Origin of the sequence: Acidaminococcus sp. HCP3S3_H5 (assembly GCF_052122235.1) — a bacterium.
Lineage (GTDB): Bacteria > Bacillota > Negativicutes > Acidaminococcales > Acidaminococcaceae > Acidaminococcus.
Map to the genome: position 1 here is coordinate 154375 of NZ_JBQKCS010000005.1, position 17986 is coordinate 172360.

Consider the following 17986-nt stretch of genomic DNA (forward strand, 5'->3'; position numbering starts at 1 on the left):
GCTCATTTTTCAAATGGTCATTCTTTCCAGACATTCGTCAAGCTGTTCTTTCATTTCTTGCGTGATATGGGTATAAACTGACAAGGTAACTTTTGGATCTGAATGGCCTACCCTTTCCATGATTGCCTTTACAGGAACCCCCATGGCCGCAAGCATAGAAATATGCGTGTGTCTGAAAATATGGGTACTGATCCGTTTACCCGGGATCTGCACGCCCCGCAACAGGCGGTTTATGTATTGCCGATTCAACGGGAACCCCGTATCCGTGGTGAATATATAGCCCCTGTCCTTGTATTGGGAACACAGGCTGTTTCCCTGCTTCCCCCACCGTGCAAGGCGTTTGTTGTCGGTATAGAACCATTCCAGGATATGAACGGCCCGCATACTCAAATCAATGGTTCTGTATGACGTTCTTGTTTTAGGCGTTCCCCTCTGAATGGCTTCCCCGTTTTTGGCTGTAACAAGAATGGTTCCCGTGACTGAAAGTTGCCGCTTATCCAGGTTCACGTCTTGACGGCGCAAAGCCAGGAGTTCCCCGCACCGTAGCCCCGTGAGTGAAATAAATTCCATGGCCAGGCCTACACGGAAATTCCGTTCTTTGAGCTGATCCAGGCAATTTTTTAATTCTTCCTTGTCCAGGAACTTGTTGTTCTTTTTAGCCAGTTCTTCCGGGGTATCCGGGCGGCGTTTCAATTCAATTTCTTCAAAGTCGGTTACATTGTCGGTGTAACCGGCTTTTTTGGCATACCGCATTATCGCTTTCACAGTGATTAGCAGGGACTTGCAATAATTAAAAGAGAGTTTATCCAGGTAGTAATAGCGGAACAGCATTTTTTCCGCCATCGGGGCGGTGAAATCCTTGAACAGGATCCCATCCGGCAAGCCGGCCAGGATCTTCCGTATATACAAGGCGTGGTTTATCCTGGTTGCCTCTTTTATCCGCATATCCGTTAATTCTTGCCATTCCCGCAAGACGGTAGACAGGGCCAGGGATTCAATGCGGCTAGCCTTTTGGGCTTCCCCATTGTCTGCTTTTTCCTGGAACTTTTCCCGCAACATTTGCGCCGCCACCTTTTGGGCATGGGCGTTTCTGCTGTTCAGAGTAACGGACACAAAAATACTTTTACCGGTTTTTTCATCCTGGAAGCGTTCCCGATACATATACCGGGATCCCTTCCCGTTCTTCTTTTCAGTGATCCACATTCCAATAACCTTCCTTCCGTCCCCACACAATACCCCTGCGAAGGCCATAGAGTTAGGAGAAAGGAAGAAATTATTTTTCGGCAAAATTAAAACAATAATCAAATCTTGAATAGTTAAATGTTGCGGCGTCTAAAACAATCTTGTATTTCTTTTTTATATCGTTGAGAAAAACGTACAGAACCCTTGACGCAAAATCTAATTGTAAGTCTTTGGGCAAAAATGGGAAAACAACGTCTTTTTGTGATTCAAGAAATAACGTTCTTGTATTAGTGGCTAAACAATCTTCTTGTACTATCCCCAAATTAAACGCTACACGATTAACAGGGAAAGAAGAAGATTTAAAACGAATTTCACCCCTAAAAATAGGAGGATTAAGGGCAAAATATTTTGAGCTTTCACAAACAGAGGATTGCTTTTCATAAGATAGAATTTCAACAGAATCAATCTCTAAACCGTACACATAAAGCAAATCGTTTGTTTGACAATGGAAATAAGTACATAGTTTGTTTATCGTATCGAAATTAATTCCTTTTCCTTTCCCGTAATATAAGGCTGTCAAAGTTGGACGGGATATATCGGTATCCTTGCAAATATCTGCAATTTTTAATCTTTTAGTTGCCATAAGGTGAGAGAGCCGAACAAATAACATGTAATCACTTCCTTGTGTTGTAAATCTTGACTTTAGTATAAAGCACACTTTCCAAAATAGCAAATATATCTTGACTTATAAAAACAGATAATGTAATATCATTATTGAAAAATGGAAAGCATACTTTATAATTTGAAATCTATGTATTCCGTTTTACAAAGAAAGGCGGTGAAATTATGGGAATAACTTTTAGTGTGGATATGGAAAAGGTTTACAAACTGACACAAGAAAAATTTTGGACTACAGCAGAGTTATGCCGTAAAGCGCATTTATCACAAGCAACTATTTTTTCACTGAAAGCGAAACGGCGAAACGCTAGTATGTTGACAGTACGAAAATTGGCCGCCGCCCTGGACGTATCCCCGGCGGAAATCATTGAAAAATAACTCTGAATCCCCTGCAAGGCCATAGAGTTAGGAGAGAGAAAGGAACAGGCATGGACAGAATGGAATGGGTCATAGCGAAAGCAGGAGCGGAAAAGAAACCGCTCATTGCATTTCCAGAGCAAGTCGGGGAACAATCGGCACGGCGTGTTTTCCAGGATAAAACCCAATGGGAAGCATTGGAACAGCGGTTCCAGTTTTCCGGGCCGTACAAACTTGTTCTTCTAGCGGTGAAGTCGTGGCGGAAATACCGGCGGCGGACGTATGAGAAGGCCCTAAACGGTCAGTGCACCGCCAAAATATGGGGGATCCATTACAGCACGGACGATAAACACGTATTAAGAAGCCGCATAACCCCGGCGGCTGTTGTGATTTTGAAGGCAATGGACATATAAGGGGGCAAGCATGGGAAGTAAACAATATGGAATCATGGTAGCGGATCCAGGCGGGGAATATACCAAACTACTCTTTATCATGGGATCCAGAAAGAAGGCCAGGGAATTAGCCGGGACGATCAAAGGCCGCAAGGTTGCCGTTGTGGTGAAAAAAAGCCCCGGATCCGATTCACTCAATGACATTGTAGTGAATGGGGCCATAGTTGAAATACTGGAAGAAAGAGAGGCGGGAGAAAATGGTTAAAAAGCGTTTTGGCGTGATCCTGGAAGGCTTCCACCAGTTTGTTTTAACTACAGACACATTGGAACAGGCCAGGGAATTGGCGGCGGGGAAATTCAAAGAAATGAACTCTGCTATTGTAGAAATCAACCATGGTCCGATAGTGAAGGATATGCCCGCAATGGGACAACTAGTACCTATAGAAAGCGGGGCCTTCTTGTCAATCCTGGAAGAGAGAAAGGCGGCGATGATATGACCGTATTACGTATGGAAACGGTACGGGTTGACGATTGCGGGGGCCGTTGGTTGCGGCCGGTACAGCTTCAAAAAAAGTTTTCCCTAGGCCGTACTACCATATACAGACTGTTGGAAAAAATGCGGGAGAAGCCTAAATACAAGGGGGATTTCCTGGAACTGTCCAAAACTTTGAAACTAGTTCGGGAACAGGCGTTCCTGGAATTTCTGAAAGGCCAGGACAGGGCATACTTGAAAGAGTAGAAACCCCGGCTGAACGCTTCCCAAAGCGTTTACAGGGAATAAAAATAGCCCCCTATACAATTCCATAGGCCAGGGGACTTATACCGGAAAAACCCCGGTTAAACCCGGCGCAAATTAGTACAGAGGGCAAAAGAAAGGGCGTGAATATATGGCAAAATCACAGAGAGTTGTTATTAAGGACGTGAAAGCCCCATCAATGGCCAAAGCAATTCGCAAGAAATGTTTAGACTGTTCCGGCGGCCAGGCTATGGAAGTTCGGGAGTGTTGGGCGGAAAATTGCCCCCTGTTCCCTTATCGGTTCGGGAGCAATCCAAAGGCGGCCATAAACAGCCTGGAAAAGTATTACACCGTGGAAGTCAAATAAAAACGGCCGCCATAGGGTAGGAACCTACAGCGGCCAGGACAACAAACCAGAACAGGGGAAATTGTCCAACACCATTGTACCAGAACACAGAGGGCGGGGAAAGGGAAAAAGCCAAAGAGCGGAAACCCTACCCCGCCATTTTGAAAGGGGAATAGAATGATCTACGAAATACTGAAAGCACACAAGGCCAGGGGGCCAGAACAGGCAATCACTACCGGGGAACTCATGGAAAGAACCGGCCTGGATTTACGGGAATTGCGGCGAGTGATCCAGAAGGAACGCCGCCGCCACATTATATGCGGCAAAACATACGGAAGCGGCGGCTATTACCGACCCGCTTGCAGGGATGACATAACCGCCTACCGAAAACTGTTTGAAAAGCGGATACGGGAGTTTTCGGAAACCCTGGAACTTCCCCGGCGCATGACGAAACGAGGAAAGCGGATCTAAAGGCGGTGAAAACATGGCCAGAAAGAAATATACAGACTTCAAAGCATGGGAAACAGCAAAAAAAGAGAAAGGGCCAGAAAGACAGTTTAGCCGTATCAGTGCTACCCTTTTACAGCACCCTGCTTTTACCGCATTGAAGCCCGGGGCCAGGCTTATTTATTTGACTATGGTCATGGCGGCGGCGGGGAAAAGAGAATTTAACTTCCCCCGTGCTTCTTATACTGGTTTATATGGGCTGTCCCATAATATCGTATGCAAAGCGATCCCCGAACTTGTGAAGGCGGGTTTTATCCAGGTAAAGCAATCGGGACAGAACACCCGCACCCCTAATATTTACGAATTTGTGAGTACCTGGAAAGACCGCTACAAGCCCCCTTGAATGGCCGTACACTGTCTGGTTTCCAGACAGCACAGAAAGCACTAAACAATTTTTTGGCTGTCTGAAAAGCAGACAGTACACTGTCTGGAAACCAGACAGCCCTATGTTTCAGAACGTTTACGGAAATTTTTAGACTGTCTGAAAATCAGACAGTGCAGAAAAGCAGGAAAAATCCGGGGAACCGCATAAAACCTGGACTTTCTACTTTTTAGGAGAAGGCGGCGGGGGCTGTTACACTGTCTGGAAACCAGACGCATACTATTATAATAGCCATCCCAGGCGGCCAAAAAGGGGGCCGGGGCCACCCCCACCCCCCACCAGGGCAACACACCATTAAGGGGAACCAGGGGCCACCACCCCACCCCCAAAAACGGCAAACCGAAAAGGGAAGGCGGCGGCCTTTTCCCTGGAAGAAAGGAACGAGGAAATGACAGACACCAAAATAGAACTGACCGACAATCAGCGGGGAAAACTCTGCAAAATGTTGCACAGCATGTATTTACAGGGACTTTGTGACGCAATCCTAGACCGGACGACAGACGAAAAGAGCGCAAAGGCCCTGGCTACGGTAGAGAATGAGAGCATGAAAACCGTGGCCAGGTTGAGCCGGGAACTATTCGGCGGCCCTATCCTATAGGGGGCAAAAGCCCCGGCGGCGGGGACGGTTGAAGTTAGGGTGAAGTTAGGAAAAATCAGCTTTCGAGGTGTGAGCATGGGCAACGTGGAACGGCTTCAACACTGGTTGAAGCATTACAGGGAATGGAAGGCGTTCATCCGTAACAATGGGCAAATGATAGCGAACTACCAGAAGGAAATGGAACTGGAAGCGGCCCCGGGAACAGCACATTATGGGCCAGGGGCAACAGGCGGCGGCCCTTTCCAGAGTCAAGAGGAAGCGGCCTTATTGAGAAAAGAGCGGTTGCAGGCCCGTATTACAGCCCTACAGGCCAGGGGACAGGCGGCAAACACAAAGACCATGGCTATAGAAAACGCCCTGGAAGAAATGGAACCAGAGGGGCGGGCAATCATCCAGAAAAGGGACATAGAAGGCAAGCAATGGGCGGCGGTTGCGGCGGCGTTCGGCTACTCTGATAGTGCTGTACGGCGGAAACACAAAGCCCTGTTACAGGAAATGGCCGGGATCATATTTGGGGACAGCGTAGAAGTATAGGCGGCGGGCGGATAATCCGCCCCTTTTCCTTTCCTAGTCGGTTAAACCGACACGAACCCCGACACGAACCCCGACATGAACCCCGACACGGGGGAACCAGGGGCCGGGCGGCGGCTTCCGTGCTTAATTTTACGTTAAACAAACTGACCAGCAAACCGACAGCAAACTGACCAGCAAATGTATCAGCAGTCCGACCAGCAAACCGACAGCAAACCGACCAACAAAAACGGCCTTCAAAATGGCCGTATAAAGCGAGAAAAAAGAGCGGGCTATATTAACTATAAGGGCCAGGGGACTTATACCTAAATAAACGCTTCTCAAACGCCACAGGAGAACACAGAGGGCATTTCCAGGGAGAGGAAAGGGGCATGTTCCACCAGGGCAAACAGGACAGGGAGACATTGCCGCATGGATCACCCCGGATTCATTGAACCCCGAGGGAACCCCGAGAAATGGCAAGGAGCCGCACGGATCCCCCGCACTCTTTGAAGCGGCGAGCAAAAGACGAACCAAAGGAAAAGCCCCACCCCTGCATAGGTCCCCCCGGCCTGGTGAAGTGAGAGCGAACAGAAAGAAAACACCAGGTAAAACAGAAATCATGTTTTAACCATGCGGGTCAAAATGAACCGCAAAGTGAACCGCAAATGAACCGCAAAACAGGGCCAGGGGCAAAATAAAAGGCCCCGCACCACAAGGGCAACGGGGCCAGTACCTAACACAAGCGTGTCAAGTTTTACCGTATCAGCATATCACAGATTCACCAGGGCAACAAGGCCAGAAGCCCCGGGCGGCGGCCCTTTCTAGGTGTTCACACTCAATGGACAGGGCCAAAAATACAAAAAAAGCGAAAATCACAAACCCGTAGAGCAAGGCCCCATGCGGGTTCTGACGTTTTACGTCCTATAACATACATTATGTAAAATACATAACTAGGGTAATTTGCAATAATGAGTCAGTTATATTATAATATCCCTATACTAAATCAGTCAAGAAAGAGGGCGGAACGCATGAAAGAAGAAGGCAAGAAAGTACGTGTGAATTTCATAGCAGACCCGGAACTAATTGAACAGGCCAAACTGTTGGCCGGGTTGCGGGGCCGGTCATTGTCGGCCCTTATATGCGAACTCATGGAAATGTATATAGCCAAAAACAAAGGCGTATTGCAGGAACAGCAGGAACTTGCAAAGAAACTAAAAGGGATCTAACCGGCCAGGGGCCGCCACCAGGGGCCGCAATGGCCACCAGGAAGGGCAAACAGCCCCGGCCTATAGAATGGCCCCGGGGACAGGATCCGGAGATTTCGGAGGCCCTAAAAAGGAAGCCCCGGCCCCTGGATCCAGGCAAAATGAAAGCCCCTGGAAGTGATCCAGGAGCCTTGTATAAATTGCAGGGGTATTGTGGAATTTTGGTTAGTTGCGCACTTTTGGCGCATTTTTCTATATAAAGGAGCATAAAGCAAGGAAATATGAGCCTTTCCCCCTATGCTCCACCAGACCAAAAGCAAGCATCCATGCGGGGTTTGACCGTGTGGGTGCTTTTTTGTGCGCAAAAAGAGAGTGCTGCATAAAACATGCAGCACCCTCTTTTTTCCTTATTCCATTTTCACTGCCATGCGCAGCCGTTCGATGCTCTGGGTCAGGTTCTCCAGTTTCTCTTCCATGCGTACCAGCAGGTACCAGGAAATGACCATGGGGAATCCGTACTGGGCAGCCTGGCCGGCCAGCAGGGACAGGTCCTCCATGGGTTAGCCCTCGGTGACTTCGTCAGTTCCGTCAGAGAGCAGATCCTTGACATCGGTCACTTTGGCCCCCTGGATGGTTTCCACAGGAATGCCGTTCTTGGTGAGGAAGACTTTGCTTTCCACCACTTTGTTCATCACCGGCAGCACCATTTCCCGGTCCACGTCAGAACGGGGATTTACGATGCGGATGTTTTTGGTTGCTTTTTCGCTGTCCTTGAAAATCAGGTCCAGTTTTCTGGAATCTGCCATTGTGCACTACCTCCTTTACGCCACTTCTTCCAGGGTATGCCGTTCCACGATGTACATCCCCTTGGGAGCTTCTGCCATCAGCCCGCCGAATTCCTTGCCCACTTCCGCCAGTTTTTCAGGGGTGGCATCGGTGGACAGCTTTTCGTAGCTGATGTTCTTGAATTTGGGCTGGTCATTTTTGTCCACCCCGTTGCTGATTTCCAGCTGCAGGGTCACTGCGGTGAGGTTCTTCTGGATTGCCATTTTCATTCCTCCTTTGGATTGTCAGGATAAGGTTGCATCACAGGGTGTAAGGGGGCGGGGCCCGGCAGGGCCGGGCCAGTCACTAGTCACTAGCCGATGGAGACCATCTGCCGGAGGCAGATGCTTCTGAAGGGAAACGCAGCCCCTGGGGGCTGCTAACCCACCACCATTGCGCAAGCGCAACGGTCCCCCGCCCTTGCAAAGGGCGGATATACGCTCGGGCTGACGCCCATTGCTGTATATAGGTATGCGGCCTAACGGTCCATTGCTTTATGTGGGTGCCAGGGCGTAAGCCCGCGTACCCACTATCCGCCCTTTTCAAGGGCGGGGGACCGGCCGACAGGCTGGTGGTGGGTTAGCAGCGTCAGCTGCGTCCTCATTCACAGGAACCCGGGTACGGGTTCCTTCCATAACGACTCACGATGAACGACAAACGATGAACCCACCTTTTACCCGCTTCACCCACTGATAATACAGTCCCTTCCCCCGGAGCACCGCCCCGCCGCTGCGCCATACTCCGTCATAGTCTTTCAGCTTCCACAGATCCCACCGTTCAAAAGCGGGCGTCCCGGCCATGCTTGGCCCGTAACCGTCCAGGTCGGCAGCCTCTGCATGGGTCATGATCTGGGCAGGCTCCAGAGGGAGTTTCCAGACATCTGACAGGGTGGCCAGCAGGATGGAAGTGCTTTCCACCTGCAGGGGAGTGGGGGGATAATCCCCCAGGTCGAAGGTGCCGTCTGCGTAGAGCATGGCATCTTTGGCACAGCACAGGGCAATGCCCAGGGCACCGGTATTCCGGTTCCAGGTGTGGGGGAGGATCCGGGTCCAGTCCCGGGTACTGGTTACCAGGCTCCCGTCCCCCCGGACCAGAAGGTGATAGTCCGGGAACAGCTGGTCATAGGTTCCAGCCGTCCAGTGCAGGTAGATTTTCTGGATGTGCCCACGGGCCCTGCGGGCCAGTTCCAGAACCTCCTGCCGTTTGATTGCTTCCATGTCACCGCCTCCTTACACTGTATAAGAGACGGCAGGGAGGATTTTTTCGGAGGAAATTGGGAAAAGGGGCAGGGACGCTTTTCCGTCTCACGCAGAAGGAGACCATCTGCCGGAGGCGGATGGTCATGAGCTGACAGTCACTAGTCTCTAGTCTCTAGCGGCAGGAGGGAACCCACCGGGGCGGTTTCCTGGGAACGGATAAAAACCGGAGGCCGGGACGGGCGGGCCTGCGGCCCGCCCCTACAACCTTGGGGTCGGATGTTGGATACAACGGTCAAAGGGACGGATTTTTTGACAACCCCGTTTCTCTGATTTCCTGCTGGTCCTCTGCCCCCAACGTGGTAGGGGCTGCCCGCAGGGAAGCCCATTCCGGCCGCCGGGTTTCACGTTCAAAGGCAGATGCGCAGCATCTGGCATCCGACTTTCAGGGGGACACATCTGGATGCCTTGGTTACGGGACAACATCGGGTGCTGACGCTCCTGGGGTGGAGCACGCGGGCGATGGGGTCCGGCTTCCTGGTCCGTAGCCGCTGTCTTTGACCGTCAGGGCAAGGCGATAGGCTGTGAGCCTCCCGCCAGGGACGAACGGGTTTGCCTGCGGCGAAACCCCTACGTCGTCGACCTCAAAGCAACGATAAAAAATTTTTGACCCCATTTCTGAATAACTATACGGCGATGAAGGATTCACCGAGAACTTGTTGACACATACTTCAGATACATGGAAACGGCTTGCCCCTGGCAGATTGTGCTATAATATTCTGTATAAACAGTTTTTTTGCTCCAACCGTCTGCAGTTTCTGTCTGAAAGGGAGGAAGATATCGTGGGACTCAGGAAATTCAGCTTTAATTTTGGCAGGACCACCCAGGAAGTGGAACTGCCGGAGGAACGGATCAGCAGCATCATCGAAGGCCGTCCGGTGCCGGCGGTGGATGTGGAGCAGGCTACCCTGGAGGCCATGCGCCATCCCATCGGCTGCCGGCCTCTCCAGGACATGTTCGGGAAAGGGGACAAAGTCTGCCTGGTCATCGCCGATGTGACCCGTTCCTGGAACCGGTCTTCTGAATATGTGATCCATGTGGTCAATGAACTGAACCTGGCCGGGGTGCCGGATGAGGACATGTACATCGTCTTTGCCCAGGGAACCCACCGGGAGCAGACTCCGGAGGAAAATGTCCGGGTGGTGGGAGAAGAAGTGGCCCGGCGGATCCGGATGTACCAGCATCACTGCCGGAACAACGATGAACTGACCTGTGTGGGGACCACCCGGTTCGGGACCCGTGTGATGCTGAACAAGCGGGTGGTGGAAGCGGACAAGATCGTGATCATCGACGGCATCACCGCCCATCTTTTTGCCGGCTATGGGGGCGGCCGGAAACTGCTCCTGCCCGGGGTGGCCGGCTGGGATACCATCCAGGAGAACCACTGCCATGCCCTGGCGGACCATTTTGGGGACGGCATCAACCCCAAGACCCGGAACGGAGTACTCCAGGACAACCCGGTGAACTACGATATGCTGGATGCCATGGAGATGGTCAAGCCCACGTTCCTGGTCCATTCCATCATCAACAATGAAGGGAAAATCTGCCGCATGGTGGCCGGTGATCCCTACCAGGCCTGGCTGGAAGGGACCCGGATCTGCCATGACAACCAAGCGGTCTCTTTCAAGGCCCGGGCGGATGTGACCTTTGCCTGTGCCGGGGGCTATCCCAAGGATGTATCCCTGTATCAGGGCTGCAAATGCTATGATCCGGCAGATGTGACCACCAAACCGGGGGGCATCATCATCGCCATCATGGAGGCCAGTGACCTGTACGAACCGCCGGAATATCTGGGCAGTTTCAAGTATGACAGCGAGAAGGACATGGAAAAGGCCCTGCGGGAGAATTTCAGCATTCCCTTCTTTGTGGCGTTCAACCTGTTCTGCATGACCCACCGGTACACCATCTACCTGGTGACGAAAAAGGAGAATTTCGACGCCATCCGGAAGACCAATCAGATCCCCTGCGCCACGGTGGCCGAAGCCTGGGAAAAGGCCCAGGCCCAGCTGGCCCGGGAGGGGAAGAAGGACTATACCCTGAACCTCATCCCTCACTGCGGAGGGGTCATCGCGGAGGAGCCGGAGAAATAGATGAAAAACTCTTCATCTTCCCTTCATTTCCCCCGTTTACAATCGTTAGTATTATCTAACGAGGGGGCAGATCATAATCAATCGGCCAGTGACCAGTGACCGTTGACCAGTGACAAAAGGGACTGTGAAAAAATGATTTCTCATTTTTTCACAGTCCCTTTTGTCATTTCTTTGCATTCTTCGTCATTTCGTCGGTGGCGGTGCGGATGATGGCAGCCAGCAGGGTGTCGGAATCGTATTCCGTGCTGGTCCGTGCATCGGTGACCTGGTAGATGGTCTGGCCGTTCTTGGTGGCCAGGAAGGTGACGCCTGCGTAAGCGGTTTCCCCTTTGGCCAGCTTGTTCCCTTTCCGGGCAGCGGGCTCGGTGCCGTCAGCGGTCTCGATCCCCACCGGGTTCACCTGGACCTGGAGGGTGATGGTGTTCCGGAGCTTCTTGTCCGGCAGCATCACCGGGTTGCTGTATACGGTGACCCCTTCTTTCTTGAAGTCCCGCTGGAGGGTCAGCAGGGTCTTCCGGACCGCATCGTCGTCCCGGGTAAAGGCGGGATGGGCTTTCCGGAAGTCCGTATCCTGCCGGGAAAGATCCTTCAGATACACGACTTTCACATTTTTAAAAGCAAAGGTGCTGCTCTTCCAGCCGCTGCGTTCCGCGCCTGCCGTCAGGGGCAGGGCCAGCAGAGTCAGGAGCAGGGTGGCCATAGCCAGGAATTTTTTCATGGGTGTTCCTCCTCTTAGGTTCTGTCTTCCCATTTTACAACGGATAGGGACAGCTTTCAACGGCTTTTCGTTTTGACTAACCTGGGGAATCGGGCTATAATTTGTAGAGTTATCTTGTATCCGCTGTGGGTACAGTGCAGGAAACGGAGGAAATCCTATGCCAATACCTCTTGTGGTGTGGGCGGCTGCCGGGATCGGCGCTGCCGGACTGAAACTGTATAAAAGTGCCACCAGCTCTGAAAATATGGTGAAAAATGCCATTGAACGGTATAATGAAGAAAGGTTCAAATTCTACAAGGTGCTGGAGCAGCTGACTCCGGAAGTGGAAGAACTGGGCCGGCTGAAGCTCCATATCTGGGGCTGCTACGACAAGGTCTTTGCCATCCTGGACAAGATCGAGAACAAACCGGGCCATTATACCTACAAGACCCATAAGAATCTCCATCTGCTGCCCCAGGATGTGCGGAAGCTGAAACGGATCCGCCGGGTGGTGGACCGGATCCAGGAAAAGAAACTGGATACGGAAGGCACCGGGATGCTGACGGTGGTGGCTCTCCAGGGGGGAGCGGCCAGTTCCTACAGCCAGTCGGAACTGGAACGGGACGAGGCCAAGCTGGTGATGGAACAGATCATGGACCAGCCTCTGTACACTTCAGAAGTGACGGCCCTGGATGAAATGAGCGTGCTGGAATCCATCATGTGCTTCCCCAAGGTGCTGCGGCCCGGGTATTTTTCCGACAAGGACGGGTCCAAAATGACCAAGGATGAGGCGGTCCATTTCAAGACGGATACGGATACCCAGTCCCTGCTCCTGGCGGATGCGGAGGCCCGGGGAGAACGGCTGCTGGAAGTGGTCCGCCATGTGTACAAGACCACCGAGACCCTGAAAAACGAACAGCGGGAGCAGATCCAGTTCTTCCAGCGGCTGCTCCTGGAAAAGACCGATTACCAGATCTTTACCCTGGAGGAAAAGGACCGTCTGAATTTCCTGGTGGCCCTGGGCTTTGTGCTCCGGGAACTGGCACGGACGGATATTGTGCTGAAAAACGGCAGCATGGCCATCCTGAACCGAAGCGGCCTGCGGGTGCCCCTGGGCAAGGCCCAGGACCTGCTGCCCATGGAAAACCTGGCTCTTTTGGATGAGAACGACTAATTGTGGGGAGGAACCATCATGATCAGTACCAAAGCGTTTAAAGCCTATGACATCCGGGGCATCGTCCCCAGCGAAGTGAACGAAGACCTGGCTTACCGGCTGGGACGGGCCCTGGCCTGGAAGCTCCAGGCCAAAGAACTGGTGGTGGGCCATGACATCCGGCTCAGCGGACCGGCCCTCAGCGAAGCGGCGGTAAAGGGCATGCGGGATGCCGGGGCCAATGTCCAGGATCTGGGCCAGTGCGGCACGGAAATGATCTATTTCGCCACCGCCCACCTGAAAACCGATGGGGGTATGATGATCACCGCCAGCCACAACCCCAAGGACTACAATGGCATGAAGCTGGTCCGTTCCGAAGCCCGGCCCATTTCTGCGGATACGGGGCTGAAGGACCTGGCGGAACTGGTGGCAGCGGAAGACTTCGAGACCCGGGTGCCCAAGGCGGCGGAACCGGGAACCTACAAAAAAGTGGATATCGTCCCCAGCTATGTGGACCATCTTCTTTCCTATATCAATGTAAAGAGCCTGCTGCCTCTCAAGATCGTGGCCAACCCGGGGAACGGGGGCGCCGGTCCCATTGTGAAGGAACTGGCAAAGCACCTGCCCTGCCAGTTCATCATGATTAATGATACCCCGGACGGCACTTTCCCCAACGGGGTGCCCAACCCGCTCCTGCCGGAAAACCGGGCAGCCACCTCGGACGCTGTGAAAAAGAACGGGGCCGACCTGGGGATTGCCTGGGACGGGGACTTCGACCGGTGCTTCTTCTTTGACGAAAACGGCCGGTTCATCGAAGGGTATTATCTGGTGGGGCTCTTTGCCCAGTACTTCCTCCAGAAGCATCCCGGCAGCAAGATTCTTTACGATCCCCGGCTCACCTGGAATACGGAAGACATCATTGCCCGGTACGACGGCCAGCCGGTACGGTGCAAGAGCGGCCACGCCTTCATCAAGGAATGCATGCGCCGGCAGGGTGTGCTGTACGGGGGCGAAATGAGCGCCCACCATTATTTCCGGGATTTCTCCTACTGCGACAGCGGGATGATCCCCTGGCTGCTGCTGATCTCCCTTCTGTCCACTTCCGGCATGACCCTGTCCCAGCTGGTGGATGCCCGGATCAGCGAGTATCCCTGCAGCGGGGAAATCAACCTGAAGGTGAAGGATGCGGACGAAGTGCTGGAACGGCTGTCCAAGCATTTCCGTTCCGGGATCCAGGACCGGATGGACGGGCTCAGCGTGGTGTACAATGAATGGCGGTTCAACCTGCGGAAATCCAACACGGAACCGGTGGTGCGGCTGAATGTGGAAACCCGGGGGGACAAGGATCTGCTGAAACAGAAGACCCGGGAAATGCTGGATCTGATCGGCGGAGAAAGAGCATAGGAGGCAAAACGGATGAATGTACTGGTAACAGGGGGAGCCGGCTATATCGGCTCCTATGTGGTGGAAGAACTGACGGCCAACGGATATACGCCCATTGTCTATGACAATTTCAGCACCGGCCATGTGGATGCGGTGTCGGACAAGGTCCAGCTCATCGAAGGGGATATCCATGACTTCAACTTCCTGAAGCATATCCTGGGGGAATATGAAATCGACGGGGTCCTCCATTTTGCGGCCAGCAGCCAGGTGGGAGAATCCATGGTGAACCCGGGGAAATACTACTACAACAATGTGGCCGGCACCCTGGGGCTTTTGGATGCCATGCGGGAAGCGGGAGTGGAACAGCTGGTGTTCTCCTCCACAGCGGCTGTCTACGGGGAGCCGGCCCAGGTGCCCATTACGGAAGACATGCCTCTCCAGCCTACCAATGTGTACGGCCGGACCAAGCTGATGATCGAAAAGATGATGGAAGACTACAGCCATGCCTACGGCCTGCGCTATGTGGCCCTCCGGTACTTCAACGCCGCCGGGGCGTCCCTTTTGGGGAACATCGGGGAAGACCACCGGCCGGAGACCCATCTGATCCCTCTCATTATCCAGGCGGCCCTGGGCCAGCGGGAAAGCGTGTCCATTTTCGGCACGGATTATCCCACTCCTGACGGCACCTGCCTCCGGGACTACATCCATGTGAAGGATCTGGCCAGCGCCCATGTACTGGCCATGGACCATCTCCGGAACGGCGGGGACTGCCGAACTTACAACCTGGGAACGGAAAACGGCTTTTCCGTCCGGGAAATCATCGACGCGGTGAAGAAGGTCACGGGACGGAACTTTACAGTGAAGGAAGAGGCCCGGCGGGCAGGAGACCCGGCGAAACTGATCGCCTCTTCGGAAAAAATCAAGAAGGAGCTCCATTGGGAGCCCAAGCACAGCCAGATCGAAGAAATCGTGGAAACCGCCTGGCGGTGGCATGAAGGGCATCCCAAAGGATACGAGAAATAAGGAGTATGGATATTTTGGTGACCGTGGACGGCCTGAAAAAAAGTTTCGGCGTCCACGATATTTTTCAGAATGTAAGCTTTACCATCCGCCAGGGAGAAAAAGTGGGCCTGGTGGGGGTCAACGGCAGCGGGAAGACCACCCTGCTCCGGTGTCTGCTGAACCCGGATTTCGCCGACGGAGGGTCGGTGAAGTTCGCCGGGGAACTGCGGCTGGGGTATGTGGAACAGGGATTTGACGACTTCCGGGAGGAAACGGTCCGGGAGTTCATGCAGCACGCCTGCCCGGATATCCTGGACCTGCGGGAGAAGATGCGCCGGTTGGAGGAAGCCAGCGGCCGGGCCCAGGGAGAAGAGCTCCAGGGGATCCTGGACCAGTATGCCCGGACGGAAAGCCGGTATGCCCATCTGGATGGGTACCACTACGAAAGTAACATCAAACGAGTGCTGCTGGGGCTGGGGTATCCGGAAGACACCTGGCAGTGGCGGGCGGACAAGCTGTCCGGGGGACAGAAGACCCGGCTCCAGCTGGCGGCGGCCCTGGTGAATTCTCCGGACATGCTGATCCTGGACGAACCCACCAACCATCTGGACATCGTCATGAGCGAATGGCTGGAAAAGTACCTCCGGGAATTCCGGGGCGGGGTGCTGGTGATTTCCCATGACCGGGCCTTCCTGGACAATGTGGTGGAAGAGATCCTGGAAATGGAAGGGGGCACGATCCACCGGTTCAAGGGGAACTATTCCCGGTATCTGGAACAGAAGGAAATCCAGGTGCTGACCCAGACCCGGGCCTATGAGGCCCAGCAGGAATACATCGCCCGGCAGGAGGCCTACATCCGCCGGTTCAAGGCGGGGATCAAGAGCAAGATGGCCCGGGGCCGCCAGTCCCAGCTGGACCGGCTGGAGCGGATCGACGCCCCGGTCCAGGAGGAAGAGTTCCAGCTGCGGCTGCCCCATGCGGCGGAGTGCGCGGAAAAGGTGATCATGCTGGAACACCTGGATGTGGGGTATCCCCAGCATCTTTTGCTCCAGGATGTGGACCTGACCCTGCGCCGGGGAGAAAAGGTGGCCATCATCGGCCCCAACGGCTGCGGGAAATCCACCCTGCTGAAGACCATCCTCCAGGAACTGCCACCCCTTAAGGGGGAAGCCCGGATCGGGAACCGGGTGAAGATCGGCTATTTCTCCCAGAGCTATGAACGGCTGGACGAGAAACAGACCATTATGGAGAACTTCCTGACGGAATACGGGCTCACCGACGAACAGACCCGCCGTCTCCTGGGGAGCATGATGTTCCACGGGGAGGATGTGTTCAAGGTGATCGGGACTCTGTCCGGGGGCCAGAAGGCCCGGCTGGTGCTGCTGAAGCTGGTGCTGGACGGGGCCAACTGCCTGCTCCTGGACGAACCTACCAACCATCTGGACATCGCCGCCAAGGAGGCGGTGGAAGCGGCCCTGGAAACCTTTGACGGCACCGTGCTCCTGGTAAGCCACGACCGGTATCTGGTGAACGAGGTGGCCGGCCGGATCTGGGCGGTGGAAGAAGGCCATGTGACCGATTACAAAGGAAACTACGACTTCTATCTGGAAGAACGGGACAAGAACCGGAGCCGGGAAGGACAAACGGCTCCGGCGGTACCGGCTGCCTCCCGGAAGGAAGAAAAGCCGGCGTCCCAGGGAGCACAGGAACCGGCGGCCGCCAAACCGGCAGCCCCGGTGCCCCCTGCGGAAAAGAAAACGGAAAAGAAGCCCTACAGCCCGGCGGAAGCACAGAAACTGCTGCCCCAGGTGGAACTGAAGATCCGGGAATATGAAGCCCTCCAGAAGGTGCTCAGTGACAAAATCGCCGACCCGGCCAACCAGCAGGACCTGGAAACCAGCACCAGACTGGCGGAAGAGTACGCGGAACAGGACAAGATCCTGGATGGGCTTATGGAAAAATGGGAAAAACTCATGGAGTCACTGGAATGACAATCGACGAATTTCTGCATGCCCTGCAGCAGTTCCATGGGGACGGCTGCTTCAATCCCTGGGGGGAGTATGATCCCTCCTGCGATATCGGACCGGAAGCTCCGGTGATCCGGTCCGCCAATTTCCGCCGGTACCTCCAGCTCCGGCAACAGGCCCGGTTCCTGTTCATTGCGGAAGGGCTGGGATACCAGGGGGGCCATTTTTCCGGCATGGCCATGACCAGCGAACGGATCCTCCTGGGCCACCATCCTGCAGTGCGGCCGGAGGTGGTGCTGGGAGAAGGCTGGGATTACCGGCGGACCAGCAATCCGGACAGCCCTCTTTTGAACCGGAAACAGAAGGAGGAAGGGTTCAACGAACCCACCGCCACCATTATGTGGGGAGAACTGGCGGCCCAGGGGCTGGCTCCCTTCCAGACCATTTTGTGGAACATTTTCCCCTTCCATCCCTACAAGCCTTCCGGGATCCTCACCAACCGGACTCCCACGGGACCGGAACTGGATCAGGGAATCCGCTATGCCCGGATGCTCCTGGACCTGGTGCCCGGGCTCCAGGTGATCGCCATCGGACGGAAAAGCGCCGGTACCCTGGAGAAATACGGGGTGCCCTGTGCGGCGGTGCCCCATCCCTCCATGGGCGGGGCCAACCGGTTCCGGGCGGCGGTAGGGGCCCTTTTTGCCCAACCGAGGTGAA

Annotated in this window: 21 protein-coding genes; 14 read left to right on the forward strand and 7 right to left on the reverse strand. The window is 54.1% G+C overall.

What is annotated here, in order from left to right; translation table 11 throughout:
- Positions 1–9: 9 nt before the first annotated feature.
- Both ACTQY5_RS07495 and ACTQY5_RS07500 read right to left on the reverse strand, forming a co-directional pair.
- On the reverse strand, positions 10–1203 hold the full coding sequence (locus ACTQY5_RS07495) for a tyrosine-type recombinase/integrase (protein ID WP_441369024.1): 1194 nt from the start codon (positions 1201–1203) through the stop codon (positions 10–12).
- 70 nt (positions 1204–1273) lie between these two features.
- Positions 1274–1852: a helix-turn-helix domain-containing protein gene (locus ACTQY5_RS07500; RefSeq protein WP_441369025.1), complete on the reverse strand. Its 579-nt coding sequence runs from the start codon at positions 1850–1852 to the stop codon at positions 1274–1276.
- 176 nt (positions 1853–2028) lie between these two features.
- Here ACTQY5_RS07500 and ACTQY5_RS07505 point away from each other — a divergent pair, with 176 nt between their 5' ends.
- The 8 genes from ACTQY5_RS07505 (at position 2029) to ACTQY5_RS07540 (ending at position 6917) form a co-directional block, all read left to right on the forward strand.
- Positions 2029–2238, forward strand: a complete 210-nt coding sequence (locus ACTQY5_RS07505) for a helix-turn-helix domain-containing protein (RefSeq protein WP_441369026.1) — start codon at positions 2029–2031, stop codon at positions 2236–2238.
- Between the two features lie 50 nt (positions 2239–2288).
- A complete protein-coding gene (locus ACTQY5_RS07510; protein WP_441369027.1) occupies positions 2289–2630 on the forward strand; it encodes a hypothetical protein in 342 nt (113 codons plus the stop codon).
- Positions 2631–2640: 10 nt separating this feature from the next.
- The gene (locus ACTQY5_RS07515; RefSeq protein ID WP_441369028.1) at positions 2641–2874 is read left to right on the forward strand and encodes a hypothetical protein; all 234 of its coding nucleotides are present in this window, start codon (positions 2641–2643) and stop codon (positions 2872–2874) included.
- Positions 2867–3106, forward strand: coding sequence for a hypothetical protein (locus tag ACTQY5_RS07520; RefSeq protein ID WP_441369029.1), 240 nt, complete (start codon positions 2867–2869; stop codon positions 3104–3106). The genes ACTQY5_RS07515 and ACTQY5_RS07520 overlap by 8 nt, the downstream gene beginning before the upstream one ends.
- Positions 3107–3868: 762 nt before the next feature.
- The gene (locus ACTQY5_RS07525) at positions 3869–4162 is read left to right on the forward strand and encodes a hypothetical protein (RefSeq protein WP_441094551.1); all 294 of its coding nucleotides are present in this window, start codon (positions 3869–3871) and stop codon (positions 4160–4162) included.
- Positions 4163–4175: 13 nt separating this feature from the next.
- Positions 4176–4541, forward strand: a complete 366-nt coding sequence (locus ACTQY5_RS07530) for a hypothetical protein (protein WP_441369030.1) — start codon at positions 4176–4178, stop codon at positions 4539–4541.
- A 712-nt stretch (positions 4542–5253) separates the two neighbouring features.
- A complete protein-coding gene (locus tag ACTQY5_RS07535; RefSeq protein WP_106787858.1) occupies positions 5254–5712 on the forward strand; it encodes a hypothetical protein in 459 nt (152 codons plus the stop codon).
- 1007 nt (positions 5713–6719) lie between these two features.
- On the forward strand, positions 6720–6917 hold the full coding sequence (locus ACTQY5_RS07540; RefSeq protein ID WP_441369031.1) for a hypothetical protein: 198 nt from the start codon (positions 6720–6722) through the stop codon (positions 6915–6917).
- 386 nt (positions 6918–7303) lie between these two features.
- Here the strand turns inward: ACTQY5_RS07540 and ACTQY5_RS07545 are convergent, their stop codons facing one another.
- From ACTQY5_RS07545 to ACTQY5_RS07560, 4 genes are all read right to left on the reverse strand, one after another.
- Positions 7304–7453 carry a YvrJ family protein gene (locus ACTQY5_RS07545; RefSeq protein ID WP_022486652.1) on the reverse strand — a complete coding sequence of 50 codons (150 nt, stop codon included), beginning with the start codon at positions 7451–7453 and terminating at the stop codon, positions 7304–7306.
- A gap of 3 nt (positions 7454–7456) precedes the next feature.
- Positions 7457–7702, reverse strand: a complete 246-nt coding sequence (locus ACTQY5_RS07550; protein WP_154487234.1) for a DUF2922 domain-containing protein — start codon at positions 7700–7702, stop codon at positions 7457–7459.
- Between the two features lie 15 nt (positions 7703–7717).
- Positions 7718–7945 (reverse strand): DUF1659 domain-containing protein, encoded by a 228-nt coding sequence (locus ACTQY5_RS07555; protein WP_195839581.1) that lies wholly within the window; start codon positions 7943–7945, stop codon positions 7718–7720.
- Positions 7946–8362: 417 nt separating this feature from the next.
- Positions 8363–8938, reverse strand: a complete 576-nt coding sequence (locus tag ACTQY5_RS07560) for a peptidoglycan recognition protein family protein (protein ID WP_441369032.1) — start codon at positions 8936–8938, stop codon at positions 8363–8365.
- A gap of 821 nt (positions 8939–9759) precedes the next feature.
- Here ACTQY5_RS07560 and larA point away from each other — a divergent pair.
- On the forward strand, positions 9760–11067 hold the full coding sequence (gene larA, locus ACTQY5_RS07565) for a nickel-dependent lactate racemase (RefSeq protein WP_441369033.1): 1308 nt from the start codon (positions 9760–9762) through the stop codon (positions 11065–11067).
- Positions 11068–11230: 163 nt separating this feature from the next.
- Here larA and ACTQY5_RS07570 read toward each other — a convergent pair whose 3' ends face one another.
- Positions 11231–11785, reverse strand: coding sequence for a hypothetical protein (locus ACTQY5_RS07570; RefSeq protein WP_154488465.1), 555 nt, complete (start codon positions 11783–11785; stop codon positions 11231–11233).
- A gap of 157 nt (positions 11786–11942) precedes the next feature.
- On the opposite strand from ACTQY5_RS07570, the gene ACTQY5_RS07575 reads away from it, so the two are divergent.
- From ACTQY5_RS07575 to ACTQY5_RS07595, 5 genes are read left to right on the forward strand one after another with little or no spacing between them, the layout of a single operon-like run.
- Positions 11943–12938, forward strand: coding sequence for a hypothetical protein (locus tag ACTQY5_RS07575; protein WP_308664159.1), 996 nt, complete (start codon positions 11943–11945; stop codon positions 12936–12938).
- Between the two features lie 18 nt (positions 12939–12956).
- Complete coding sequence (locus ACTQY5_RS07580; RefSeq protein ID WP_022486819.1) at positions 12957–14321, forward strand: phosphomannomutase/phosphoglucomutase; 1365 nt, start codon at positions 12957–12959, stop codon at positions 14319–14321.
- A 12-nt stretch (positions 14322–14333) separates the two neighbouring features.
- Positions 14334–15323, forward strand: a complete 990-nt coding sequence (gene galE / locus ACTQY5_RS07585; protein WP_441369034.1) for a UDP-glucose 4-epimerase GalE — start codon at positions 14334–14336, stop codon at positions 15321–15323.
- A gap of 5 nt (positions 15324–15328) precedes the next feature.
- Positions 15329–17293: an ABC-F family ATP-binding cassette domain-containing protein gene (locus ACTQY5_RS07590; RefSeq protein WP_288174291.1), complete on the forward strand. Its 1965-nt coding sequence runs from the start codon at positions 15329–15331 to the stop codon at positions 17291–17293.
- On the forward strand, positions 17290–17985 hold the full coding sequence (locus ACTQY5_RS07595) for a uracil-DNA glycosylase (RefSeq protein ID WP_022486816.1): 696 nt from the start codon (positions 17290–17292) through the stop codon (positions 17983–17985). Before ACTQY5_RS07590 ends, ACTQY5_RS07595 begins: the two co-directional genes overlap by 4 nt.
- The last annotated feature ends 1 nt before the right edge of the window (position 17986 follow it).